The sequence below is a fragment of the Streptomyces sp. NPDC104106 genome, assembly GCF_055584345.1.
The window spans coordinates 191,256-214,907 of record NZ_JBVJMF010000002.1 but is presented as its reverse complement, the minus strand read 5'-3'; the positions used below and the strand labels follow the sequence as shown (position 1 = coordinate 214,907).

Annotated in this window: 20 protein-coding genes; 5 read left to right on the top strand and 15 right to left on the bottom strand. The window is 72.3% G+C overall.

Annotation, left to right across the window (positions count from 1 at the left end):
• The 7 genes from ACZ60X_RS04915 to ACZ60X_RS04885 all read right to left on the bottom strand — a co-directional run bounded on the left by ACZ60X_RS04915 (window position 1) and on the right by ACZ60X_RS04885 (window position 8,351).
• Window positions 1-1,227 carry a type III PLP-dependent enzyme gene (locus tag ACZ60X_RS04915; protein ID WP_469593361.1) on the bottom strand — a complete coding sequence of 409 codons (1,227 nt, stop codon included), beginning with the start codon at window positions 1,225-1,227 and terminating at the stop codon, window positions 1-3.
• A complete protein-coding gene (locus ACZ60X_RS04910; RefSeq protein WP_469593359.1) occupies window positions 1,224-2,513 on the bottom strand; it encodes a DUF6271 family protein in 1,290 nt (429 codons plus the stop codon). The genes ACZ60X_RS04915 and ACZ60X_RS04910 overlap by 4 nt, the downstream gene beginning before the upstream one ends.
• Window positions 2,510-3,544, bottom strand: a complete 1,035-nt coding sequence (locus ACZ60X_RS04905; protein WP_469593357.1) for a phytanoyl-CoA dioxygenase family protein — start codon at window positions 3,542-3,544, stop codon at window positions 2,510-2,512. The genes ACZ60X_RS04910 and ACZ60X_RS04905 overlap by 4 nt, the downstream gene beginning before the upstream one ends.
• 119 nt (window positions 3,545-3,663) lie before the next feature.
• Window positions 3,664-5,154 (bottom strand): glycoside hydrolase family 3 protein, encoded by a 1,491-nt coding sequence (locus tag ACZ60X_RS04900; RefSeq protein ID WP_469593355.1) that lies wholly within the window; start codon window positions 5,152-5,154, stop codon window positions 3,664-3,666.
• A gap of 8 nt (window positions 5,155-5,162) precedes the next feature.
• Window positions 5,163-5,993 carry a carbohydrate ABC transporter permease gene (locus ACZ60X_RS04895; RefSeq protein WP_469593353.1) on the bottom strand — a complete coding sequence of 277 codons (831 nt, stop codon included), beginning with the start codon at window positions 5,991-5,993 and terminating at the stop codon, window positions 5,163-5,165.
• The gene (locus ACZ60X_RS04890; protein ID WP_469593351.1) at window positions 5,990-6,988 is read right to left on the bottom strand and encodes a carbohydrate ABC transporter permease; all 999 of its coding nucleotides are present in this window, start codon (window positions 6,986-6,988) and stop codon (window positions 5,990-5,992) included. The genes ACZ60X_RS04895 and ACZ60X_RS04890 overlap by 4 nt, the downstream gene beginning before the upstream one ends.
• An 82-nt stretch (window positions 6,989-7,070) precedes the next feature.
• Window positions 7,071-8,351, bottom strand: coding sequence for an extracellular solute-binding protein (locus tag ACZ60X_RS04885; RefSeq protein ID WP_469593349.1), 1,281 nt, complete (start codon window positions 8,349-8,351; stop codon window positions 7,071-7,073).
• A gap of 313 nt (window positions 8,352-8,664) precedes the next feature.
• Between ACZ60X_RS04885 and ACZ60X_RS04880 the strand changes: the two genes are divergently transcribed.
• Window positions 8,665-9,477: a GntR family transcriptional regulator gene (locus ACZ60X_RS04880; RefSeq protein WP_469593347.1), complete on the top strand. Its 813-nt coding sequence runs from the start codon at window positions 8,665-8,667 to the stop codon at window positions 9,475-9,477.
• A 356-nt stretch (window positions 9,478-9,833) separates the two neighbouring features.
• Here the strand turns inward: ACZ60X_RS04880 and ACZ60X_RS04875 are convergent, their stop codons facing one another.
• Complete coding sequence (locus tag ACZ60X_RS04875; protein WP_469593344.1) at window positions 9,834-10,259, bottom strand: DUF6299 family protein; 426 nt, start codon at window positions 10,257-10,259, stop codon at window positions 9,834-9,836.
• 239 nt (window positions 10,260-10,498) lie between these two features.
• Between ACZ60X_RS04875 and ACZ60X_RS04870 the strand changes: the two genes are divergently transcribed.
• Entirely contained in the window at window positions 10,499-10,693 is a 195-nt protein-coding gene (locus ACZ60X_RS04870) for a DUF5999 family protein (protein WP_469593343.1), read from the top strand.
• Window positions 10,694-10,709: 16 nt separating this feature from the next.
• Here the strand turns inward: ACZ60X_RS04870 and ACZ60X_RS04865 are convergent, their stop codons facing one another.
• The gene (locus ACZ60X_RS04865) at window positions 10,710-11,108 is read right to left on the bottom strand and encodes a RidA family protein (protein WP_469593341.1); all 399 of its coding nucleotides are present in this window, start codon (window positions 11,106-11,108) and stop codon (window positions 10,710-10,712) included.
• Entirely contained in the window at window positions 11,105-12,241 is a 1,137-nt protein-coding gene (locus ACZ60X_RS04860) for an acyl-CoA dehydrogenase family protein (protein WP_469593338.1), read from the bottom strand. The genes ACZ60X_RS04865 and ACZ60X_RS04860 overlap by 4 nt, the downstream gene beginning before the upstream one ends.
• 152 nt (window positions 12,242-12,393) lie before the next feature.
• Here ACZ60X_RS04860 and ACZ60X_RS04855 point away from each other — a divergent pair, with 152 nt between their 5' ends.
• Together ACZ60X_RS04855 and ACZ60X_RS04850 are read left to right on the top strand one after the other, a co-directional pair.
• A complete protein-coding gene (locus ACZ60X_RS04855; RefSeq protein WP_469593336.1) occupies window positions 12,394-13,986 on the top strand; it encodes an AMP-binding protein in 1,593 nt (530 codons plus the stop codon).
• A gap of 15 nt (window positions 13,987-14,001) precedes the next feature.
• Window positions 14,002-14,814, top strand: a complete 813-nt coding sequence (locus ACZ60X_RS04850) for a PaaX family transcriptional regulator (protein WP_469593334.1) — start codon at window positions 14,002-14,004, stop codon at window positions 14,812-14,814.
• A gap of 342 nt (window positions 14,815-15,156) precedes the next feature.
• Here the strand turns inward: ACZ60X_RS04850 and ACZ60X_RS04845 are convergent, their stop codons facing one another.
• Both ACZ60X_RS04845 and ACZ60X_RS04840 read right to left on the bottom strand, forming a co-directional pair.
• Window positions 15,157-17,478 carry a bifunctional salicylyl-CoA 5-hydroxylase/oxidoreductase gene (locus ACZ60X_RS04845; protein ID WP_469594374.1) on the bottom strand — a complete coding sequence of 774 codons (2,322 nt, stop codon included), beginning with the start codon at window positions 17,476-17,478 and terminating at the stop codon, window positions 15,157-15,159.
• 10 nt (window positions 17,479-17,488) lie between these two features.
• Window positions 17,489-18,316, bottom strand: coding sequence for an enoyl-CoA hydratase family protein (locus tag ACZ60X_RS04840; protein ID WP_469593332.1), 828 nt, complete (start codon window positions 18,314-18,316; stop codon window positions 17,489-17,491).
• Between the two features lie 284 nt (window positions 18,317-18,600).
• Between ACZ60X_RS04840 and ACZ60X_RS04835 the strand changes: the two genes are divergently transcribed.
• Window positions 18,601-19,056, top strand: coding sequence for an ATP-binding protein (locus ACZ60X_RS04835; RefSeq protein WP_469593330.1), 456 nt, complete (start codon window positions 18,601-18,603; stop codon window positions 19,054-19,056).
• Here the strand turns inward: ACZ60X_RS04835 and ACZ60X_RS04830 are convergent.
• The 3 genes from ACZ60X_RS04830 to ACZ60X_RS04820 form a co-directional block, all read right to left on the bottom strand.
• Window positions 19,013-20,506, bottom strand: a complete 1,494-nt coding sequence (locus tag ACZ60X_RS04830; RefSeq protein ID WP_469593328.1) for an amino acid permease — start codon at window positions 20,504-20,506, stop codon at window positions 19,013-19,015. The two genes, ACZ60X_RS04835 and ACZ60X_RS04830, sit on opposite strands and share 44 nt — an antisense overlap.
• A gap of 165 nt (window positions 20,507-20,671) precedes the next feature.
• Window positions 20,672-21,679, bottom strand: a complete 1,008-nt coding sequence (gene argF / locus ACZ60X_RS04825; RefSeq protein WP_469593326.1) for an ornithine carbamoyltransferase — start codon at window positions 21,677-21,679, stop codon at window positions 20,672-20,674.
• Between the two features lie 134 nt (window positions 21,680-21,813).
• Window positions 21,814-23,037, bottom strand: a complete 1,224-nt coding sequence (locus ACZ60X_RS04820; protein ID WP_469593324.1) for an arginine deiminase — start codon at window positions 23,035-23,037, stop codon at window positions 21,814-21,816.
• Between the last annotated feature and the right edge of the window lie 615 nt (window positions 23,038-23,652).

The following is a 23,652-nucleotide window of genomic DNA, read 5'->3' as shown; positions in this document are numbered from 1 at the left end:
TCAGTGGTGTCCTTCCTGGCCGCGCACGCAGACACAGGGCAGCGGACGGACGCCGTTGAAGCCCTGGGTCATGTAGCTGGTGGCGTAGGCGCCGGCGGACAGGATCCGGACCGGGTCGCCGGAGGTGAGGGAGGCGGGGACGCGCACCGGGTGCCGGCCGCCGCCGTAGGCGTCGTCGCTGTCGCAGGTGGGCCCGGCGACGATCGCGGGGACGTGGTCCGTCTCGTCCGAGTGGCCGGGGAAGACCAAGCGGTGCATCAACTGGTCCATCTCGTAGAGCCCGTTGAACTTGCCGCAGCTGAGGTAGAGCCAGTACGCGTCCGTGCCGTCCGGCTGCCGGCGGCGGGTCAGGCGGGAGACGTGGGCGCGGACGGTGCCGTGGTCGGCGACCAGGTGGCGGCCAGGTTCCATGACGAACGCGAGCGGGGCGGGGGCGGCCAGGGCGCGCAGCCGGTCCATGCCCTCGCGGAGCACGGTGAGGATCTTGTCGAGGGGCGGGTCGAGCCGGTTGCCGTGGCGGTCCTGGTAGCCGAGGGCGGGCAGGCCGCCGCCGAGGTTGACGTGGTCAAGCACGATTCCCCGCCGGGCCAGCGCGGTCAGGGTCCCGGCGAGGGTGTCGAGCGCCTGCTGCCAGGCCTCGCAGGTCATCTGCTGGGAGCCGACGTGCACGGACAGCCCGGCCGGGGTGAGCCCGTGCGCGCGGGCGGTCTCCAGCACGCGGACGGCGTCCTCGGGGGTGCAGCCGAACTTGCGGTTCAGGCCCCACAGGGCGCCCTCCCCGCTGGTGGCGAGGCGGCAGAACACCCGGGCGCGGGGCGCGTGCGCGGCGATGGCGGTGACGTCCTCGACGCTGTCGGTGGCGAAGGTGCGCACGCCGAGGCGGTGGGCTTCGGCGATGTCGTGGTCGGACTTGATGGTGTTGCCGTAGTGGATGCGGTCCGGGTGCGCGCCGGCGGCGAGGGCCTGGGCGATCTCGGCGGGGCCGGCGGCGTCGAAGCCGGAGCCTGCCGCGCTCAGGCAGCGCAGGACGTCGTCGACGGGGCAGGCTTTGAGGGCGAAGCGGATGTCGGCGTCGGGGAGTTCGGTGCGGAGCTTCTCGTACTGGGTCTCGATGCCGGTGAGGTCGTAGATGATGCGGTCGGTGTCGGCGAGCGCGCCTGACGGGGTGCGTGGGCATGTGTGCAGTTCCCCGCGTCCCTTGGGGCCGCCCCGGTTCGGGTCCGTCATGAGCGTGCCGCTTCGACCAGTGCCGGCCATGCTTCGATCAGGTCGGCGTACGCCGCTGTGTCCGACTCGGCTTCGTCCAGCAACCGGTCCCGTTCGCCGGTCAGTTGGCGGGCGAACGCCTCGTAACGGCCGCCGAGTTTCCGGTACGCCGTCTCCAGGCGGTCCAGGCGCCACACGTTCTCGGTGCGGTCCAGGGCGGTGCTGTCCCGCAGTAACTGCACGATCCGGGCCCCGCGCACCCGGTGCCGCTCGTCCAGCAGTGCGGCGCCCTCGGTCGCCATGCGGTCGTAGACGTCGTGGAAGTAGAGCATCGACAGCAGGAACTTCACGAACCGGCGCTGGTAGGCCGGGAAGCCGGTGGAGGTACGGCGGTGGGGGGTGTGGAAGTTCTCGATGTGCCGGTTGTGCAGGATGCCGGGCAGGCCGGCGTCGTGGACCAGGTGGAGGAGGAAGTAGTCGCTGCCGATGGTGTCGGTGGCGGGTGGCAGCGGGACGCGTTCGTAGACGTGCCGGTCGAAGGCGATGTTGCACATGTCGACGCGCATCGGGTCGACCACGGTGAGCGTGGCGCGGTCGGCGGTGAAGGGTGCCGTGCCCGCGCCCGTGAAGGACTCGGCCACCAGGTCCCGTCTGCGTTCCTCGGACCAGTCGCCGGGTGCCCACAGGCTCACCACGTCGTGGTAGACGCCCTCGTCCAGCCGCCGTATCTCCCCGATGTCGACGGAGAGTTCGCCGATGAAGGAGGCTCCGGCGAGGGAGACCGGGCGGGGCAGCCGCTGAGGGGTGAGGTCGGTGCGGGTGACCGCCGCGGTGGCCTCGTGGGCCGGCCGGCCGAGGAACGGCAGCTCGTGGTGGACCGGGAACACCGGTTGGCCGGCGTGGAGTTGGTAGGCGCTGTCGGAGTCCCTGCGGTGCAGCGAGTCGCAGCCTAGGGCGGCGGCGAGCAGGAAGGCGCGGTTGGTGCAGGCGCCGTAGGAGACGGCGGGCGGGAGCATCAGGGCGAGCAGCCGGGCGGGGTCGGGCAGTCCGGCGCGCTCGATCGTCCGGGAGAGGAAGGCGCGCTGCCCGGACTCGTCGAGGTGGTGGACGCTGACGCCGGGCGCCGGGTGGAGTTCCGCGACGGTCCGGGCGTGTCCGGCACGGGTGCCCGGGTCGGAGGAGTCGAGGATCAGCAGCTGGACGTCGGCGTCGAAGCGCGCCGCCGCGTAGGCGGCCTCGGCATGGATCGCGGTGATGGTGGCGGAGCAGGCCCGGTTGGTGGGCAGGCAGAGGCAGACGCGGTTCACTGTGCCTCTTCCGCGCTCGCGGTCCAGGAGTCCAGACCGAGGAGTCTTCTGCCGAGGGGGGTGAGGGCGGCGGGCCCGTAGCGGTGGGCCTCGGGTTCGCGGGCGTCGCCGAGGAGGGTGGCGTTCCAGTCGGGGGTGGCGAGGGTGCGCCAGGAGTGCACGCGGGAGTCGCGCAGGGTGGTGTGCTCCTCCAGGGCGGGCATCATCGACAGGTACTGGACGGCTCGGACACCGTTGTCAGAGAGGTTCGGCGCGACGCCGTGCGCCAGCAGGCCGTTGAAGATCAGCAGGTCACCGGCCTGGAGGTCGGGGCGGATCACCGGGAACTCGGCGCGGTCGGTGCCGGGGCGGACGGGGTCGCGGCCGGCGGGCTGGGCCACGCGCCATTCCTCGAAGCGGCGGAAGAGTTCCGGGGCGCACTGGAAGCCGCCGAGTTCGGGCCGGGTGTCGCCGAGGGCGAGGATGCCCTGCACGCGCTGCGGGAGCACGGCGAGGGTGGTGTCGACGTCCCAGTGCAGTTCGATGTCGAAGCCCTCGTCGGTGGGCTCGATCAGGGAGCGGGAACGGGTGTGCGTGTTGGGCGGGTTGAGGTTGAGCCGGTCCAGGGTGACCCACAGCTCCTCGCAGTCCCAGACGTCCACGAAGGCGTCGTAGACGCGCCGGCTCTGGCGGCTGTCCCACATCAGCTGGTGGTGGTAGGCCTCGACGAATCCGTAGATGAACAGGTGCTGGTCGAGTTCGGAGCGGAACTCCGGCTCCCGGTACCAGGATTCGGGGTCGTCGGGGTCGAGGCCCTGGAAGTGCCAGGCGAAGTCGAGGAGTCGCCCCGCCTCGTCGGGGGTGACGGCCTCGCGGACGACGACGTAGCCGTACGTCTGCCAGAAGGCGAAGTCCTCTGCGGAGAGCACCCGCAGGGCGTGGTCCTTCTTCAGGTCCCGCAGGGGGGTGGGGGCGAGGTAGGTCTCGCCGTCGGCGCTGAAGTAGGGGCGGTGGGAGGCGGCGCGGTGGAGATAGGGGTGGGGCGTCTGCATGCGATTCCTCTGGACAACAAGGACGAACAAGTGCGAGCACGTGCGGTCGGGATCCGGGAAAAGAGCAAGATCGAGCGGGCCGCCCGCGGGTGGCGGGCGGCCGTGGGCGGCCGCTTCGGTCAGCCGGCGACGACGGCCTCGGCCGCCGCCACCCCGCAGACGCGGGCGGCGCCGTAGGTGGCGATGTGCAGGGCGCCGCGCGGGGCGGCCTGGGGCAGGCCCATCTCCACGACGACGGTGTCGGGGCGGGCGGTGAGCAGGGTACCGAGCGCGGCGCCCATCCAGGGGTGCCGGTGCTCGTCGCGGACCACGGCGACGATCCGGCGGCCGTCGGCGGCGGCGAGCACCTCGGTGGCGGCGCCGTCGCCGGTGAAGGCGCCGGTGGTGGTGCCGGGCAGCAGGCGTCGCAACTCGGCGGCCGGGCCCCAGGGGGTCTGGTCGCCGACGGCGATGTTGCGGGCCGGCTCGAACTGGGCGACGAAGACGGCGGTGTCGAGCGGCACGGCGGCACGGGTGCGGGTCAGGCGCAGGGCGCGGCGGGCCGCGATCAGGCCGATCGCGGGGTCGGGTGCGGTGGCCGCGCCGGCGTCGCGGGCCCCGGCCGTCCAGCGGGCCAGTTCGCGCACCCGGGCGGCGGCGTCGGCGAGCCGCTCCTCGGGCAGTTCGCCGGAGCGTACGGCGGCGACCAGCGCGTCCCGCAGCTTCAGCACCGTACCCTCGTCGCACAGTCCGCCGCCGACGCAGATGGCGTCGGCGCCGGCCGCGATGGCGAGGACCACGCCGTTCTCCAGGCCGTAGGTGCCGGAGATCGCGCGCATCTCCATGCCGTCGGTGACGATCAGGCCCTGGTAGCCGAGTTCGCCGCGCAGCAGGTCGGTGAGGACGCGCGAGGAGAGAGTGCCGGGCCGGTCGGGGTCGAGGGCCGGGACGAGGATGTGCGCGCTCATGATCGCCCGGGTTCCGGCGGCGATCGCGGCGCGGAAGGGGGGCAGTTCGCGGGCGTGGAGGGTGTCGGCGTCGGCGTCGATGCGGGGGACGGCGTGGTGGGAGTCGACGTTGGTGTCGCCGTGACCGGGGAAGTGCTTGGTGCAGGCGGCGACGCCGGTGGACTGCAGTCCCTCGACCCAGGCGGCGGTGTGCCGGGCGACCAGGTCGGTGCTCGCGCCGAAGGAGCGCACTCCGATGACGGGGTTGTCGGCGTTGGCGTTGACGTCGGCGGAGGGCGCCCAGTCGAAGTTGACGCCGCAGGCGGCCAGGCGCCGGCCCAGTTCGCGGGAGACGGCGCGGGTGAGGGCGGGGTCGTCGACGGCGCCGAGGGCGTGGTTGCCGGGGAAGGAGGACCCGGTGCGCACGTCGAGCCGGGTGACGTCGCCGCTCTCCTCGTCGATGGCGACGAGCAGGTCGTCCCGCTCGGCACGCAACTGCGCGGTCAGGGCGGTCACTTGCCCCTCGCTGACGACGTTGCGGCCGAACAGGGCGACGGAGGCGAGGCCCTCACCGAGGCGGCGGCGCACCCAGTCCGGCGCGGTGGTGCCGTCGAACCCCGGCTGCAGCACCGCGAGAGCGTCCCGGGTGAGGGTGTCGGGGCGGCCGGTGGCGAGTGTGGTCATCGGCGGGGTCATCCCTTCACGGCGCCGTCGGTCAGACCGCTGACAGCCTTGCGTTGCAGGAAGATGAAGAGGATCAGGATGGGCAGCGCGAACAGCGACGAGGCGGCCATGGTGGCGCCCCAGTCGTCGCCGAAGGCCGTCTGGAACTGCGACAGCCACAGCGGCAGGGTCTGCTTCTCGTTGGCCTTGTTGAGGATCAGGACGAGCGGGAACTCGTTCCATGCGGTGATGAAGCCGAACAGCGAGGTCGCCATCAGACCGGGCGCGAGCAGCGGGAAGATGACCTTGACGAAGGCCTGGGTGCGGGTGCAGCCGTCGACCATGGCGGACTCCTCCAGCTCCTTCGGCACGGCGGCGACGTAGCCGCGCAGCGTCAGGACGGTCAGGGGCAGCACCATGACGGTGTAGAAGACGGTGAGCGGGACGAGGCTGTCCAGCATGTCGGCATCGCGGACGATCATGTAGATGGCGATGATCATGACTTCCCAGGGAGCCATCTGCGCCAGCATGAACGTGACGATGAAGGCGCGTCGGCCCTTGAACCGCAGCCGGGCGAGGGCGAAGGCGGCGAACAGGGCGATGACGAGGGACAGCAGCACCGAGCTGAGGGTCACCGTCACCGAGTTGCCGACCAGCGTCCAGAAGTTGTCCGCGTCGACGGCCGTCCTGAAGTGGCCGAAGGTGAGGTGCGTCGGGAACCACACCGGGTTCTCGGAGATGATGTCGCCGGTCGGTTTGAAGGCCGTGACGAACATCCAGTAGACGGGGAACACGAAGCCGGCGAAGAGGATGACGGCCGTCGCGTTGGGCCAGATGCGGCCGAAGAGCGAGCGCTTCACAGCTCGTCGTCCTCCTCTTGCTTGAGCACCATGCGCAGGTAGTACGAGGTGATGACGAGCAGCACCAGGATGGTCAGGAACGAGATGGCCGCGCCGACGCCGAAGTGCTGGTTGCCGACGCCCTGGACGTAGGCGTAGATCGGCAGCGTCTCGGTGAGGTGGTCCGGGCCGCCCGCGTTGATGGCGAAGATCTGCGGGAAGGCCTTGAAGACCCAGATGACCTCGAGGAAGGTCGTGGAGTACAGGAAGGGCCGCAGGAACGGGAAGGTCACCGAGGTGAAGCTCTTCCAGGCGCCGGCGCCGTCGAGGGCGGCGGCCTCGTACAGCTCCTTGGGGATCGTGGTGGTGGCGGCGTAGAGGTTGATGGCCACGAAGGGGATGGACATCCACACGATCAGCAGGATGACCACGGAGAAGGTGGAGGTCTGGGTGCCGAACCAGTTGTAGTCGGCCATGGAGTGCCAGCCGAGCTTGTCCAGGACCCAGTTGACGACGCCGAAGCGCTGGGCGAACAGCCACTGGTAGACGGTGGTGGCGGCGAGGGTGGGCATCGCCCAGGCGAGGACGAGGCCGATCATCAGCAGCAGCCGCATCTTCTTGCCGAGGCGGGCGAGCAGCAGCCCGACCAGGGTGCCGAGTGCCATGATCAGGAGGACGTTGATCGCGGTGAAGACCACCGAGCGCTCGACGACGTGCCAGAAGTCCGAACCGGTCAGGACCTCCTTGTAGTTGTCGATCCCGTTCCACTCGGTGAGGTGCTGGATGAGCTGGCGCGGGTTGAGGTTCTGGAACGACAGCAAGCCGTTCTTCACCAGGGGCCAGCCGAGCAGGATCAGGGTGGCCAGCAGCGCGGGCAGCAGCAGGAGATAGGGGGCGGCGGTGCGCCGGGACGGGGCCCCGGAGTCAGGGTCCGCACCGCGCGGCGGCCCCGGTATCCGGGCCTTGCGGACAGCGGGCTCCGCGGCCGTGTCCGTGCCTGGGGTCTGCACTGACATGAGGTGTCATCTCTTCCATGGCCGAACCGGCCGTACGAACGACGGTGCCGGGGGCGCCCGGTGCGGCGCCCCCGGCGCGGGGCTAGTTCTGCTGGGCCAGGCGCTTGTCGATCTCGGACTCGACGTCCTTGGCCGCCGCCGCGGGGTCCTTGCCGTTCAGGACCGCGGTCATGTACGACTTGATCGGGTTCGGGGTGTTCTCGACCGCGGCCCATTCGGGGATCAGCGGGGTGGTGCCACCGCCCGCGGCGGCGGGCGCGGCCGCTTCGGCGGCCGGGTTGCCCTTGACGTTGCCCTCCAGGGACGTCTTGTTCGGCACGATGCCGCTGAGCTTGGCCAGTTCGCCCTCGTACTGGTCGGACAGGGCGGTCTTCAGGAACTCCTTGGCCAGGGACTGGTGCTTGCTGTTCTGGGCGACGGCCAGGTTGGAGCCGCCGAGGAAGACACCCTCGGGCTTGTCGGCGCCGGCGCCGGGGATGGTGAAGTAGCCGAGGTCCTTCTCGATGGACTTGTCGGCCTGGACGGCGGTGGCGGCCTCCCAGCCCATGCCGATGAAGGCGCCGGTCTTGCCCTTGGCGAAGACGGTGGCCTGCTGGGGGGTGGCCTCGTCCTTGTCCTTGGGGGCCTTGGAGTAGGAGGCGTACTTCTTGTAGATCTCCATGGCGGCGGCGACCTTCGGGTCGGCCAGGTTGGAGACGTACTTGCTGCCCTGCTTCTTCACCAGGTCGCCGCCCTGGCCGATGATCAGACCGTCGAGGAAGTACCAGTTCTGGCCGGGGAGGTAGAGGGGCTCGGCGTCGGTCTTCTTGCCGATGGCGTCCAGGTCCTTGAAGAACTCGTCCCGGGTCTTCGGCGTGTCCTTGATGCCGGCCTTCGCCCAGACCGCCTTGTTGTAGATGACGACGCGGTTGGCGAAGTACCAGGGGGCGGCGTACTGCTTGCCGTCGTAGACGGAGGACTGCGAGACCGACGGCGTCCAGTCGGCGCCGATCTCCTTCTTGACGTCGGAGAGGTCGGCGAGGCCGCCGGTGGCCGCGTAGGCGGGGGTCTGGGTGTTGCCGACCTCCAGGACGTCGGGCGGGTTGTTCTCGGAGAGGGCGGTGGTGATCTTCTGCTGGATCCCGTCCCACTTCTGGATCTCGAACTTAAGCTTGGCGCCCGTCTTCTTCTCGAAGGCGGCCTGGACGTCCTTGCTCCACTGCGGGGGCGCGGAGCCGTCCATGGTCCAGACGGTGAGGGTCTGGCCCTTCCAGCTGTCCGGTCCCGCGTCCTTGCCGCTGTCCTTGCCGCTGCTCCCGCCGCACGCAGCAACGGAGACCATCATGCCCGCGATTCCGATCGCGGCAGCGAGCTTGCGCTTCACGCCACCCTCCTCAGGGATGCCACTTGCCCCCCACGCCCTCGGCGGTGATCTGCGTACGACGCTGGTGCACACAGGGCTCGGGACCTGGCCACTAGTGGTGTAGACCAGTAACGTGGAGCTTGGCCTAGACCTTTCGGGGTGTCAAGGGTGGTCCAGCAAGCCGATTCCGGCCGTTACGAGAACGTCACCGGAGGCTGTCCGTCCGCATCCGCCCCGTTCGTCCCGGTCGCCCACGGGGCCGGACCGTTGGACTAGACCATAGGGGAGTCGGCCGCTATAACGGGAGCCCATCGACACAGCCGGGAAGGCAGGCATGACCACCGACGTCAGCAGCGCCCAGCCGTACGCGGGGGCGCCGCGCGGCACCGCGCGCGTGCCGAAGTACTACCGGATCAAGCAGCAACTCCTCGCGATGACCGAGGCGTTGCAGCCCGGTTCGGCGATGCCCGCGGAGCGACTGCTCGCCGTCCGGTTCGACACCTCACGGACCACGATCCGGCAGGCCCTCACGGAACTCGTGGGCGAGGGCCGCCTCGACCGGATCCAGGGCAAGGGCACCTTCGTCGCCCAGCCCAAGCTGTACCGCACGCTCCAACTGACCTCGCACACCGAGGACATGCGCGCCCAGGGCCTGACCCCGGCCTCGCGGATCCTGGACATCGGGGAGATCCCGGCGGACGAGAGGCTCGCGGGGCTGCTGGGCATCGGGCTCGGCGAGCGCGTGCTGCGCGTCGAGCGGCTCCGGCTGGCCGGCGGCGCCCCCATGGCGATCGAGACGACCCATCTGTCCGCCCGGCGCTTCCCCGGCCTGCGCGGCACGCTCGCCGAACGGCCCTCGCTGTACACGACGCTCGCGGAGGTGTACGGCGTCCGGCTCGCCGAGGCCGACGAGACCATCGAGACCTCGCTGTCGACCCCGCGCGAGGCGCAGTTGCTCGCCACCGACGTGGGGCTGCCGATGCTGCTGCTCTCCCGGCACTCGCGGGACGCGCGGGGCACCCCGGTGGAGTGGGCGCGCTCGGTGTACCGCGGCTCCCGCTACAAGTTCGTCGCCGCCCTGCACCGCCCCGACCCCGCCCTGTCCCCCACCCCGATCCGGCGCGACGACACCCCGCCCCGACCCTGACGCCCCCACCGGCAAAAACCGCCACCTCGCGAGCAGAACCCGACCGGCGCAGAACCACCCAGGCCTCCGACCCGGCCCACGCCGACGTGAGCTGCCGGGTACGGACGGACCGCAAGACAGCGCCGGGCGCCCCGGCGGTCCGGGAGAAGCGCCGCCGGTCGGTCTCCGACGCGCCGAGCGGAGCGACCGGTCGGGGCCCGGCCGCGCGCTGCCCCGCGCTGGCGGCGTCGCACGCGTCCGTCGTGGGGCGCACCGGGCCATGCATGCCCGTGTCCCTGCGGAGGCCCTCCTGCCCTCCGGAGCGCCGGACGGACCGGTCCGCTGCGTGCCCGGGCCGCCCGGCGCGCGGTCGGCGGTCACTGGCCGACGAGTGTGACCTCCTGGTCCTCGACGGCGCGGAAGGCGGGCAGCGGGACCAGCCCCGAGGGGCGCAGTTCCATGAGGGTGGCCTGCACATGGGCCTTGCCGGCCTTGAGGGTCTCCGGGGAGGCCTTGCCGGTGTTCTGCCAGCGGTGCTTCGCTCCGTCGCACTGGGCGCCGCTGCCGCCGATGCCGTGCCTGACCTGGGGGTCGTTCTGGCTGACGGAGGAGCTGACGAACACCGGTCCGGTGCCGGCGGTGCAGCGGTAGGTGCCGGAGAGCGTGACGGTGCCGTCGGCGGCGAGCTTGCCGGTGCGGTCGACGGTGACCTGGTCGGAGGGTGCCGCGACGGCCGGGGCGACGGCGGCGCACAGCAGTGCCGCGGCGCCGAGGGCCGAGGCGAGGGCGGGACGGACGGGCATGGGGGTACCTCCCGGTTTCCATGGGGCCTGGGGCACCACTGGATACCGGGCGGCCAGGCCGCGGGGCGTGACCGTCACCCCATCGGTGGCGCGTCATGGAACCGTCCGCGAGTTGTCCGGGTGTTGTCACGCTTCACGGCGAGCGGTTCCGGCGCGTTCACGACGGTCGCATGGTCTGGGGGTGAGGGGCGGCGGCCGGATCCGCCGGCCCCCCTCACGTCCCGATGTGGAGGTGCGCCATGTGCTCCTGCCGGTCCTCGTGCCCCGCGTCCGACCCGACCCCGCGGCACCCCGTGTCCGCCCACCCCGAACAGGGCTGGACCCTGCTGTGCGACGGTTCGATCGTCTTCGACGACAGCGGCGAACTGCACCCGGACGGCAGCGTGGTCCCCCCGCGCCGCCTGCCGTCGACCCGCCTCACGACCGCGGCCTGAGCGGTCCCGGCGCCGCTCAGGGCAGCACGGCGAAGCCGTCCAGCTCGACCATCGCCTGTGCGTCCCAGAGCCGTACGACCTCCACGACGGCCATCGCCGGATAGTCCCGGCCCGCCAGGTCCCGCCAGATGCGGCCGAGCCGGCCCGCGTGGACCCGGTACGCGGCGACGTCCGTGGCGTAGACCGTGACCCGGGCGAGGTCGGCGGGGGTGCCGCCGGCCGCGCGCAAGGCGGTGAGGAGGTTGCCGAGCGCCTTCTCGAACTGTTCGGGGAGCGTCGCGCCGGTGACCTTGCCGTCGGTGTCGAGGGCGGTCTGGCCCGCGAGGAACACCACCCGGGAGCCGGCCGCGACGACGGCGTGCGAGAAGCCGCTGGGCGGGGACAGCTCGGGCGGGTTGACGCGCTCGGTCGTCACTGGGCCTCCCGGTCGTGGGCGCGGTCGTACAAGTCCTTGGCGATGATGCCCCGCTGGACCTCGCTCGCGCCCTCGTAGACGCGCGGCGCGCGCACCTCGCGGTACAGGTGTTCGAGGAGGTGGCCGCGGCGCAGGGCGCGGGCGCCGTGCAACTGGACGGCGGTGTCGACGACGTACTGCGCGGTCTCGGTGGCGAGCAGCTTGGCCATCGCGGCCCGCCCGGGGACACCGGGGTCGCCCCGGTCGTACGCGGTGGCCGCCGCGTACACCATCAGCCGGGCCGCCTCGGTGCGCAGCGCCATCTCGGCGACCTGGTGCGAGACGGCCTGCAGGTCCATCAACCGCCCGTGGAATGCCTGTCGTCGGCGCGTGTGCCCGATCGTCGCGTCGAGTGCGGCCTGGGCCATACCGACCGCGAACGCGCCGACGCTCGGGCGGAAGAGGTTGAGGGTGCCCATGGCGACGGCGAAACCGCGGTCCGGCTCGCCGAGCACGTCGTCCCGGCCGACCGGTACGGCGTCGAAGCCGAGGGTGCCGATGGGGTGCGGGGAGAGCATCTCCAGGGCGGTGCCGGTGAGTCCGGGCCGGTCGGCGGGGACGAGGAAGGCGGTCACGCCGCGCGCTCCGGCGCCGGGTGTGGTGCGGGCGAAGACGGTGTAGAAGTCGGCCTCGGGGGCGTTGGAGATCCAGCACTTCTCGCCGGTCAGCCGCCAGCCGCCGGTGCCGTCGGGGTCGGCCGCGAGGGACAGCGCGGCCGCGTCCGAACCGGCGCCCGGCTCGCTCAGCGCGAAGGCGGCGACGGCGCCGCCCTCGGCCACCCTCGGCAGCCAGCGCTCGCGCTGGGCGGGACTGCCGTGGGCGTGGACGGGATGGGCGCCGAGACCCTGCAGGGCGAGCGCGGTCTCGGCCTCCGTGCAGGCCTGGGCGAGGGACTCCCGCATCAGGCACAGTTCGAGCGCGCCGGAGGCGAACAGCCGCTCCAGCAGCCCGAGTCGGCCGAGTTCGGCGAGGAGCGGACGGTTCACGCGCCCCGGTTCGCCCTTGTCGACGAGCGGGCTCAGCCGGGCGGCGGCCAGCGCGCGCAGCTCGGCGCACCAGGCGGTCTGCTCCGGTTCGAGTGAGAATGCGGGCACTGCCGGTCCTCCCTTTCGAGGCGGGCCACCCCGGCCCGTTCACCGTCTCCCCCGACGTTATCGCGCACAGTTGACTGTCGTCACCAACACGATACGCTCCAGGCACGAGCCCACCACAGAGTCCGTCCGTCACGGCAAGGGGGCGAACCGCCATGCACGTCTCGGCCCACGTCGACAGCTTCGCGCGCGACCATCTGCCCCCGCCGGACGAGTGGCCCGAGCTGCGGTTCGACCTGCCGGAGCTGCGCTACCCCGACCGGCTGAACTGCGCGGCACAGCTGCTGGACCACGCCGGCGCGGACCGTCCCGTCTTCCACACCCCGGACGGCCCCAGCTGGACGTACGGCGAGCTGCGCAGGCGTGTCGACCGGATCGCGCACGTACTCACCGGTGATCTCGGGGTGGTGCCCGGCAACCGGGTGCTGCTGCGCGGCCCCACCACCCCCTGGCTCGCCGCCTGCTGGCTGGCCGTGCTGAAGGCGGGCGCCATAGCGGTCACCGTGCTGGCCCAGCAGCGCCCGCACGAGCTGGCGACGATGTGCGAGATCGCCCGGGTGGGGCACGCGCTGTGCGACGTCCGGTCGGCGGCCGACCTGGACAAGGCCGGGGTCGCCGGCCTGCGGGCGGTCACCTACGGCGGGGCCGGCCCGGACGACCTGCTGCGCCGCCCGGCGTCCGACGCGCCGTTCCCGGCGGTCGACACCGCGGCCGACGACATCGCCCTGATCGCGTTCACCTCCGGCACCACGGGTCGCCCGAAAGGGTGCATGCACTTCCACCGGGACGTGCTGGCGATAGCGGACACCTTCTCCCGGCACGTCCTGCGCCCGCGCCCGGACGACGTCTTCGCCGGCAGCCCCCCGCTCGGCTTCACCTTCGGCCTCGGGGGGCTGGTGATCTTTCCGATGCGGGCCGGAGCCAGCAGCCTGCTCCTGGAACAGGCCGGCCCCAGGCACCTGCTCCCGGCGATCGCCGGGCACCGGGTCTCGGTGCTGTTCACCGCGCCGACCGCGTACCGCGCCATGCTGGAGGAGCTGGACGGGCACGACGTCTCGTCGCTGCGGCGCTGTGTGTCGGCCGGCGAGAACCTGCCCGCGGCCACCTGGCGTGCCTGGCACGAGCGCACCGGCGTCCGGGTCATCAACGGCATCGGCGCGACCGAGCTGCTGCACATCTTCCTCTCCGCCGCCGACGAGCGCATCAGACCCGGCACCACGGGCCTGCCGGTGCCGGGCTGGCAGGCGCGCGTGCAGGACACGGAGGGCCGGCCGGTGCCGGACGGCGAGCCCGGACTGCTGGCGGTGCGCGGCCCCGTCGGGTGCCGCTATCTGGCCGATCCGCGCCAGCGCGTCTATGTGCGCGGCGGCTGGAACATCACGGGTGACACGTACGTCCGGGAGCCCGACGGCTACTTCCGCTACGTCGCGCGCGCCGACGACATGATCATCTCGGCCGGGTACAACATCGCCGGTCCGGAGGTGGAGGACGCGCTGCTGCGCCATCCGGACGTGGTGGAGACGGCCGTCGTGGGCCGCCCCGACGAGGCGCGCGGGCAGGTCGCGGTGGCGTACACGGTGCTGCGCGCGGGGGCGCCGCGCGATCCGGAGGCCCTGCGCCGCTTCCTGCTGGCGGAGCTGGCACCCTACAAATGTCCGCGCGATTTCGTCTTCCTGGACGCGCTGCCGCGCACGGCCACCGGCAAGTTGCAGAGGTTCCGGCTGCGCACCGATGGTGACCAGCAGTGATGTCGACGACCTAAAATGATCACCGTGTCCGAGCAGCACGCCCCCCGGTCCCTCATCGTCACGCTCTACGGCGCCTACGGCCGCTTCATGCCCGGCCCCGTGCCGGTCGCGGAGCTGATCCGGCTACTGGCCGCGGTCGGTGTGGACGCGCCCTCCGTCCGTTCCTCTGTGTCCCGGCTCAAACGGCGCGGCCTGCTGGTGCCGGCACGCACGCACACCGGTGCCGCGGGATACGAACTCTCGCCCGAGGCACGCCAGTTGCTGGACGACGGCGACCGCCGCATCTACGCGACGGCGCCGCCCGGGGACGAGGGCTGGGTGCTGGCGGTGTTCTCCGTGCCCGAATCGGAGCGGCAGAAGCGGCACGTGCTGCGCTCCCGGCTGTCCGGCCTGGGCTTCGGCACGGCGGCCCCGGGAGTGTGGATCGCCCCGGCCCGGCTGTACGACGAGGCCGAACACACCCTGCGCCGGCTCCACCTGGACCCGTACGTCGACTTCTTCCGCGGCGAGCACCTGGGTTTCCCGGCGACGGCCGAGGCGGTCGCCCGCTGGTGGGACCTGGCCGCGATCGCCAAGGAGCACGAGCGCTTCCTGGACGCGCACGCCCCGGTGCTGCACGCCTGGGAACGCCGCCCGGGCACCCCGCCCGAGGAGGCCTACCGCGACTATCTCCTCGCCCTCGACTCCTGGCGCCACCTGCCCTACACCGACCCCGGCCTGCCCGCCCGGCTGCTCCCCGCCGGCTGGCCGGGCCTGCGCTCGGCGGAGGTCTTCCGCGGCCTGCACGCACGGCTGCGGGACGCGGGCGCGGAGTTCGCCGGCGTGTGAGGAACCGGCGGGCGACCCACGACGACCGAGCACCCGCCGAGCAGACCGTACGACGCCCGGCCCGCCACCCCGGACAACCGCCCCCTGATCAGCCGCCGCGTGCGGGGCACGGCGCGAGCCGTGCGGAGAGACCGGCGGGCCACGTTCACGAAGGCGCACCGCCCGGCGCCCGCCGGAGCGGACCGTACGACGCCCGTGCCGCCGCCCCGGACCACCGGCCCAGAGCGGGCCGGGCTTGCGAAGTCGCGGTCCCAGCCCATGGCGACCGGGCACCCGGCAGGCGCCGGGGGCAGACCGGGGACACGTCCGTGTCGCCGGCCCGGACAGCCGGGTGCCGGGGTGTCAGCGGCCGAGTGTCAGCCGTGGTCTGGGGGCGTCGGTGCGTCCGGTCCGGGGGCGGCGGCTGCCGGCGCGGTAGGGGGCGGGCCAGGCGACGCCCGGGCCGTCGTAGCCCTGCTCGGCCGCCGCGTGCAGGGTCCAGTGCGGGTCGTACAGATGCGGGCGGCCCAGCGCGCACAGGTCGGTACGCCCGGCGAGGATCAGCGAGTTGACGTCGTCCCAGGAGGAGATCGCGCCGACAGCGATCACCGGGACGCCCACCTCGTGCCGGATGCGGTCGGCGAACGGCGTCTGGTACGACCGCCCGAACTCCGGCTGTTCCTCGGCCACCACCTGCCCGGTGGAGACGTCGATCGCGTCGGCGCCGTGCGCGGCGAAGGCCCGGGCGATCCCGACGGCGTCCTCGGCGGTCGTCCCGCCCTCGGCCCAGTCGGTGGCGGAGATGCGGACGGTCATCGGGCGCTCGGCCGGCCACACCGCCCGCACGGCGTCGAAGACCTCCAGCGGGAACCGCAGCCGCTTCTCCGGCGATCCGCCGTAGGCGTCGGTGCGCCGGTTGGTGAGCGGGGAGAGGAAGCCGGAGAGCAGATAGCCGTGGGCACAGTGCAGTTCGAGCAGATCGAACCCGGCCCGCACGGCCCGCCAGGCGGCGGCCGTGAACTGCTCGCGGATGTCGGTCAGCTGGGCCCGCGTCAGCTCGCGCGGGGTCTGGCCGCCGGGCTTGTACGGCAGCGGGGAGGCGGCCACGAGCGGCCAGTTGCCCTGGGGCAGGGGTTCGTCCATGCCCTCCCACATCAGTCGCGTGGAGCCCTTGCGGCCACAGTGGCCGAGCTGGACGCCGATCGCGGTGCCGGGGGCCCGCGTGTGCACGAAATCGGTGACCCGCCGCCACGCCTCGGCCTGCCGGCCGGTGTAGAGCCCGGCGCAGCCGGGGGTGATCCGGCCCTCCTCGCTCACGCACACCATCTCCGTCATCACGAGCCCGGCCCCGCCGAGCGCGCGGGCGCCGAGGTGGACGAGATGGAAGTCGCCGGGGACGCCGTCGGCGGCGGAGTACATGTCCATCGGTGACACCACGACCCGGTTGCGCAGGGTCAGCCCGCGCAGCCGGAAGGAGGTGAACATCGGGGGCGTGCCGGGCGGGCAGCCGAACTCGCGCTCGACGGCGCCGGTGAAGCGCTCGTCACGCAGCCGGAGGTTGTCGTGGGTGACCCGTCGGCTGCGGGTGAGCAGGTTGAAGGCGAACTGCCGGGGCGGCCGGCCGAGATACAGCCCGAGGTTCTCGAACCACTCCAGGCTCGCCCGGGCGGCGCGCTGGGTGGAGGCGACCACGGGCCGCCGCTCCTCCTCGTAGGCCGCCAACGCCGCCCGCAGGTCGGGCTGTTCCTCCAGGCAGGCGGCCAGCGCGAGGGCGTCCTCCACGGCGAGCTTGGTGCCGGAGCCGATGGAGAAGTGGGCGGTGTGGGCGGCGTCGCCGAGCAGCACGACGTTGCCGTGCGACCAGCGGGCGTTGACCACCGTACGGAAGGTCGTCCAGGCCGAGTTGCCCGCGCGCAGGGGGCGGCCGCGGAGGGCGGCGGAGAAGATCTTGGCGCACCGCTCGACGGACTCCGACGTCTGAAGCTCCCCGAACCCCGCCGCCCGCCAGACCTCCTCGCGCATCTCCACGATCACGGTGGAGGCGCCGGAACGGTTCGGCGGCCCGGAGGGACTCGTCGAGGGGTGGTGGTCGGGCGACGGGCGGGCGTAGGGGTAGCCGTGGAGCTGCATCACGCCGTGCTCGGTCTCGGCGACCTCGAAGCGGAAGGCGTCGAACGGGAAGTCGGCGGCCAGCCAGATGTAGCGGCAGCGGTGGGCGGTCAGCCGGGGCTCGAACACGTCGGCGTGGGCCGCGCGGGTGGTGCTGTGCACGCCGTCGGCGGCGATGACGAGGTCGTACCGCGCCGACAGCACGTCCGGATGCGGGGCCTCGGTGCGCAAGCGGATGTCCACGCCGAGGGAGCGGCACCGCTCGTGCAGGATCTCCAGCAGGCGCCGCCGGCCCAGGGCCGCGAACCCGTGCCCGCCGCAGCGGTGGGTCGTGCCCCGGTGCACGATGTCGATGTCGTCCCAGCGGACGAAGTCCCGCTGCAGTGCCTCGTAGACCACCGGGTCGGCGTGCTCGATACCGCCGAGGGTCTCGTCGGAGAGGACCACTCCGAAGCCGAAGGTGGCGTCGGGGGCGTTGCGCTCCCACACGGTGATCTCACGGGCCGGGTCGAGGCGTTTGAGCAGGGCGGCGGCGTACAGCCCGCCGGGACCGCCACCGATGACGGCGACCTTCATGGCGCCCATGTCACCTCCCCTGCCACTTCGGCGGGCGCTTCTCCGTGAAGGCCGCGTGGAACTCGGCGTAGTCCTCGCCGTTCATCAGCAGCGCCTGGGTCGAGGCGTCCAGTTCGATCGCGGTCGCCAGCGGCATGTCCAGCTCGGCGGTGAGCAGGGCCTTCGTCTGGGCGTACGCGAGGGCCGGGCCGTCGGCGAGACGGCGGGCCAGGGCCCGGGCCGCCTCGTCCGCGTGGCCCTCCCGCGTCAGCTCGCTGATCAGACCGATGCGCTCGGCCTCGGGGGCGCGGACCGGTTCGCCCAGCATGAGCAGGCGGGTGGCGTGTCCGAGGCCGACGACCCGGGGCAGCAGATAGGCCGCACCCATGTCGCCGCCGGACAGGCCGACGCGGGTGAAGAGGAAGGCGAAGCGAGCCGAGGGGTCCGCGACGCGGAAGTCGGCGGCGAGGGCCAGGACCGCGCCCGCGCCCGCCGCCACCCCGTGCACGGCGGCGATCACGGGGAACGGGCATTCCCGGATCGCCCGCACGACCTGGCCGGTCATCCGGTTGAAGTCGAGCAGCTGGGCGGTGTCCATGGACAGGGTGGCGCCGATGATCTCGTCCACGTCGCCGCCGGAGCAGAAGCCGCGTCCCTCGCCGGTCAGCACCAGGGCGCGCACCGCGCGCTCCCGGGACAGCTCGGCGAGCAGGTCGCGCAGGTCGGCGTAGCCGCCGAAGGTGAGGGCGTTGAGTTTGTCGGGGCGGGCGAGGGTGACGGTGGCCACCCCGTCGGTGAACTGGACCCGCAGGTGCTCCCAGTCGCGGGTGCGGGCGGCGGAGCCGGTGAAGGGACTCATGACGTGCGGCCTCCTAGGGCGGCGGTGCCGTACGTTGCGCTGTGCCCCTCGAAGTTATCACCGATTTCTGACTGTCGTCACGAGTGCGCTACAGCCCGGTGCGTCACCGATCGGCGACAGGGTCGTAACAGCGAGGACTGGTGGGAGAGGCGGGGCGTTCGTCTGGGTAAGCCGCCCGGTACCGGGGCCGGGCGGACGGGCCCGAGGTCCCGGTGAAGCCCGCCGACCGGCCCCGTGACCCGGCCCGTACCATTCCTACAGTCGAAAGCAGGACAGCCTGCTCCATGAACGGACTCACCTTGCACGAACGCCCCGCCGAATCGGCCTCCTGGCGCATCGCGCTGCCGCACACCGCCGCCGCGGTGCCCGTGGCGCGCGCTCTGGTGCGCACGGCCCTCGCCGAGGTGGAGCACGCGGCCGACAGTGACACCGCAGAGCTGCTCACGGCCGAGCTGGTGGCCAACGCGGTGGAGCACACCGCCGGGCGCGGTCCGATAGAGCTGGTGGTGCGGCTGCTGTCGACCGGCTGCCAGGTCGAGGTGCACGACCCGGACCCGGCGCCGCCGGGCCATCTGACCAGGCCGGTGATCGAGGCGCCCGACCCCTGGCAGGAGGACGGGCGCGGCCTGCTGCTGATCCGCGCCCTCAGCTCGTCCTGCGGCCACCGCCCCACCCCGTCGGGCAAGGCGGTGTGGTTCACACTGCCTGTGGTTCCCGCCCAGCGGCGGCGGCCGGCGTGACCTCGGCGGCCTCGGGGGCTGCGGCGGGCTCGGCGGCTGCGGCGGGCTCGGGTGCCGCCTGGGCAAGCGTGGAGTGCCGCCGGCCGTAGGCGGCGTAGATCGCGAGGCCCACGACGAGGAACACGGCGAACTGCAGCCAGGTCCGCCAGCCGGTCTCGTACATCAGGTACAGGCAGAAGGCGATGCCGAGCAGCGGACCCACCGGGTACAGCGGCACCCGGAAGCTGCGGGTGAGGCCCGGCTCGCGGCGGCGCAGGGCCATCACCGCGATGTTGACGACGGCCATGATGGCGAGCGTGCCGATGGTGCACAGGTTCATCACGGCGTCGAGGGAGGCGAAGGCCGCCGGGAGCGCGAAGACCACGGCGACGATCAGGGTGCCGGCCACCGGCGTGGAGGTCCTCGGGTTCACCTTCTCGAAGACGCGCGGGATCAGGCCGTCGCGGGACATCGACATCAGGATGCGGGTCTGCCCGTACATCACCGCGAGCACGACGGAGGCGATGGCGACGACCGCGCCGAAGGCGATCACGCCGCCGCCGACGGTGGAGCCGGTGACCTCGTTGACGACGTACGACAGCGCGGCGGGGCGGCCGGCGACCTGCCTGCCGCCGATGGCGCCGATGGCGGCGAGCGCGACCGCGCAGTACAGCAGGGTCACGATGCCCATGCAGACCATGATCGCGACCGGGATGTCCCGGCGCGGGTTCTTCGCCTCCTCGCCGGCCGTGGTGATCGCGTCGAAGCCGATGTAGGAGAAGAAGGCGGCGGTCGTGCCCGCGCCGATGCCGCCGAGGCCCGCCGGGGAGAAGGGGGTGAGGTTGCCGTGCTTGAAGGCGCTGTAGCCGATGGCGCAGAAGGCGAGCAGGACGACCAGCTTCACGGCGGCCATGGCGGCGGTCGCCCGGGCGCTCTCGCGCACTCCCCGCACCAGCAGCACCGAGGCCATCGCGATGACGATCACGGCGGGCAGGTTGATGATCCCGCCGTCACCGGGGCCCGCGGACAGCGCGGCCGGGAGCTGGACGCCGGTGAGGCTGTGCAGCAGTTCGTTGACGTACTGGCTCCAGCCGACGGCGACCGCCGAGATGGAGACGCCGTACTCCAGCAGCAGGCACCAGCCGACCAGGAAGGCGGTGGACTCGCCGAGCCCGGCGTAGGCGAAGGAGTACGAGGAGCCGGAGACCGGGATCGCGCCGCCCAGCTCGGCGAAGGAGAAGGCGGTGAAGACGCAGGTGATCGCGGCGAGGACGAAGGAGACCACGACGGCGGGACCGGCCTGGGCGACGGAGTCGGACAGGCCGACGAAGATGCCGGTGCCGACGATGGCGCCGACGCCGAAGCAGATGAGCTGGAAGAGGCCCATCGTGCGCTTCAGGCCGTGCCCCTCGCGGTCGGCGCCGGATTCGGCGACGAGCGCGTGCGGGGACTTGATGCGGGGAGCGGGCATGCGGATGGTGCTCGATTCTCGGTGGTGCGGGCGACCGGATGGGGCCGCGGCGGCGGCACGAATGGGGTGTTTTCGGGCCGCCGGTCAGGATAAGGCCTGGTGAGGCCGGTCAGGCAAGACTGTGTGACACGAATCAGGTCGGGCGCGATTCTGGCCGGGCGCGAATCAGGCCAGGGTGGCCACGAGGACCGCCTTGATCGTGTGCATCCGGTTCTCCGCCTCGTCGAAGACGACCGAGTGCTCGGACTCGAACACCTCGTCGGTCACCTCCAGCTCGGTCAGCCCGTACGTCTCGTGGATCTCGCGGCCGACCTTGGTGCCGAGGTCGTGGAAGGCCGGCAGGCAGTGCAGGAACTTCACGTCGGGATTGCCGGTGGCCGCGAGGACGTCCATCGTGACGGCGTACGGGCCGAGCAGCGCGATGCGCTCGTCCCAGACCTCCTTGGGCTCCCCCATGGACACCCACACGTCGGTCGCGATGAAGTCGGCGCCGCGCACGCCGTCCTTGACGTCGTCGGTGAGCGTGACCCGGGCACCGGAGGCGGCGGCGAGCTGCCGGGCGACCGCGACGATCGTCTCGTCCGGCCACAGCACCCGGGGCGCGACGATCCGGACGTCCATGCCGAGCAGGGCGCCGGTGACCAGGTAGGAATTGCCCATGTTGTAGCGGGCGTCGCCGAGGTAGGCGAAGGCGACCTCGTTCAACGGCTTGTCGGTGTGCTCGGTCATGGTGAGCACGTCGGCGAGCATCTGGGTGGGGTGCCACTCGTCGGTGAGGCCGTTGTAGACGGGGACCCCGGCATGGGCGGCCAGTTCCTCGACGACGCCCTGGCCGTGCCCCCGGTACTCGATCGCGTCGAACATGCGGCCCAGCACCCGGGCGGTGTCCTTCACGGACTCCTTGTGCCCGACCTGGGAGGCGGTGGGGTCGAGGAAGGTCGTGTGGGCGCCCTGGTCGGCGGCGGCGACCTCGAAGGCGCAGCGGGTGCGCGTCGAGGTCTTCTCGAAGACCAGCGCGATGTTCCTGCCCTTCAGGTACGGCGTCTCGGTCCCGGCCTTCTTGGCGGCCTTCAGCTCGGCCGCCAGCTCGATCAGGCCGCGGAACTCCGTCCCGGTGAAGTCCAGCTCCTTCAGGAAGTGGCGGCCGGCAAGGGCGGTCGGGACTGTCGCCATGGGGGCGCTCCGGTGGATACGGGGAACAGGGACTCTGGAATTCTATACGACGTCCTGAATTTCTATACGGTTGGTGGGGTCCGTTTCGTCACACCGGCCGGGCAGCCCCTCATATCCGGCCGCCCCACCGCCGGTCAGACGGGGTCGCGTTCCACCGGGCAGCTCATGCAGCGGGGGCCACCGCGGCCCCGGCCCAGTTCGCTGCCGGGGATCTCGATCACCTCGATGCCCTGTTTGCGCAGGTGCGTGTTGGTGGTCGCGTTGCGCTCGTAGGCGACGACGACACCGGGCTCGACGGCGAGCACGTTGCAGCCGTCGTCCCACTGCTCGCGCTCGGCGGCGTGCACGTCCTGGGTGGCGGTCAGCACGCGGATCTCCCCGAGGCCGAGGGCGGCGGCGATGGCGCGGTGCATGTGCTCCGGAGGGTGGTCGGTGACCTTCAGCTCCCTCTCGCCGACGCCCGGCTCGATGGTGTACGAGCGGAGCATGCCGAGGCCCGCGTACTGCGTGAAGGTGTCGCCGTCGACCATGGTCATCACGGTGTCGAGGTGCATGAAGGCCCGCCGCTTGGGCATGTCGAGCGCGACGATCGTGCGCGCGGAGCCGGCCGCGAACAGCTGGTAGGCCAGCATCTCCACGGCCTGCGGGGTGGTGCGCTCGCTCATGCCGACCAGGACGGCGCCGTTGCCGATCACCAGGACGTCCCCGCCCTCGATGGTGGACGGGTGGTCGGCCTGCCCCTGCGACCACACGTGGAACCTCTCGTCGCGGAACAGCGGGTGGTGGCGGTAGATCGCCTCGAAGTGGACGGTCTCGCGCTGGCGGGCGGGCAGCCGCATGGCGTTGATCGCGACCCCGTCGTAGACCCAGGCGGAGGTGTCCCGGGTGAAGAGGTGGTTGGGCAGCGGGCCGAGGAGGAAGTCGTCGAGGTCCATCACGTGGAAGCGCACGGACGTCGGCTCGGCGTGCGCCGCCAGGAACTCCCGCTTGGTCATACCTCCCACGAGCGCCTCGGCCAGCTCGCACGCGGGCAGGGCGGCGAAGGCGGCGCGCAGGTGGTCCACGGCGAGGGGGCCGTACTCCTTCTCGTGGAAGACCCGGTCGAGGACGAGGTCGCGGGCTTCGGGCAGCTCCAGGGTCTCGGTGAGCAGGTCGCCGAAGAGGTGGACAGCGACGCCGCGGTCCCGCAGGACGTCGGCGAACCCGTCGTGCTCGGCGCGCGCCCGGCGCACCCACAGCACGTCGTCGAAGAGGAGGGCGTCCTTGTTGCTGGGGGTGAGCCTTTTGAGCTCCAGGTCGGGCCGGTGCAGGATGACGCGGCGCAGCCGCCCGGCCTCGGAGTCGACACGGTAGGTCATGCCTCCATCCTGGCCGTACCCGACCGTCTTCACGCCCTTGTCGGCCGTTTCCGGCACTTCTTCTGGCGCTTCTTGTTCTCGTCCCATTGACGAAAAACGGCACCCTCCCTTATCGTCCTGATGACGAGAAACGGGGCCGCCCCATCCCGCCCGGGCCTGGAGGACGACGGGGGTGTCGTCGAGGCCCGGGCGCCTTCCGGGATGCCGGTGCGGACCGCCACCGGCCGGAGGATCGGGCCGCCCCGCTCCGTGAGGCAACAGCGGACCGTAGCGCCACCGGCTACTTCCGCGGTTGCGCCCGCCGGTCCTCCAGGCAGCGGACGCCGGAGAGGGGCATCTGCGCGGGCATGCGATCCCGATTCCTCCGGCGTGCGGTTCACCAGGCCAGCAGGCGGCGAGCGGACCACCGACCATCCGTCCATGGCGCGCCCGCCACCGAGCCGCGTCCGGCGGACCGGGACCACCGAGCCACCGGCCGGCCACCCGACCGGGACCACCCACCACCGCTCACCGGCCCCCGCCACCGGACCACCGACCACGGCCCATCCGCCACCGAGCCACCGACCACGGCCCGTCCGCCACCGACAGCGAGCCGCCAGACCGGGCGGCCCACCA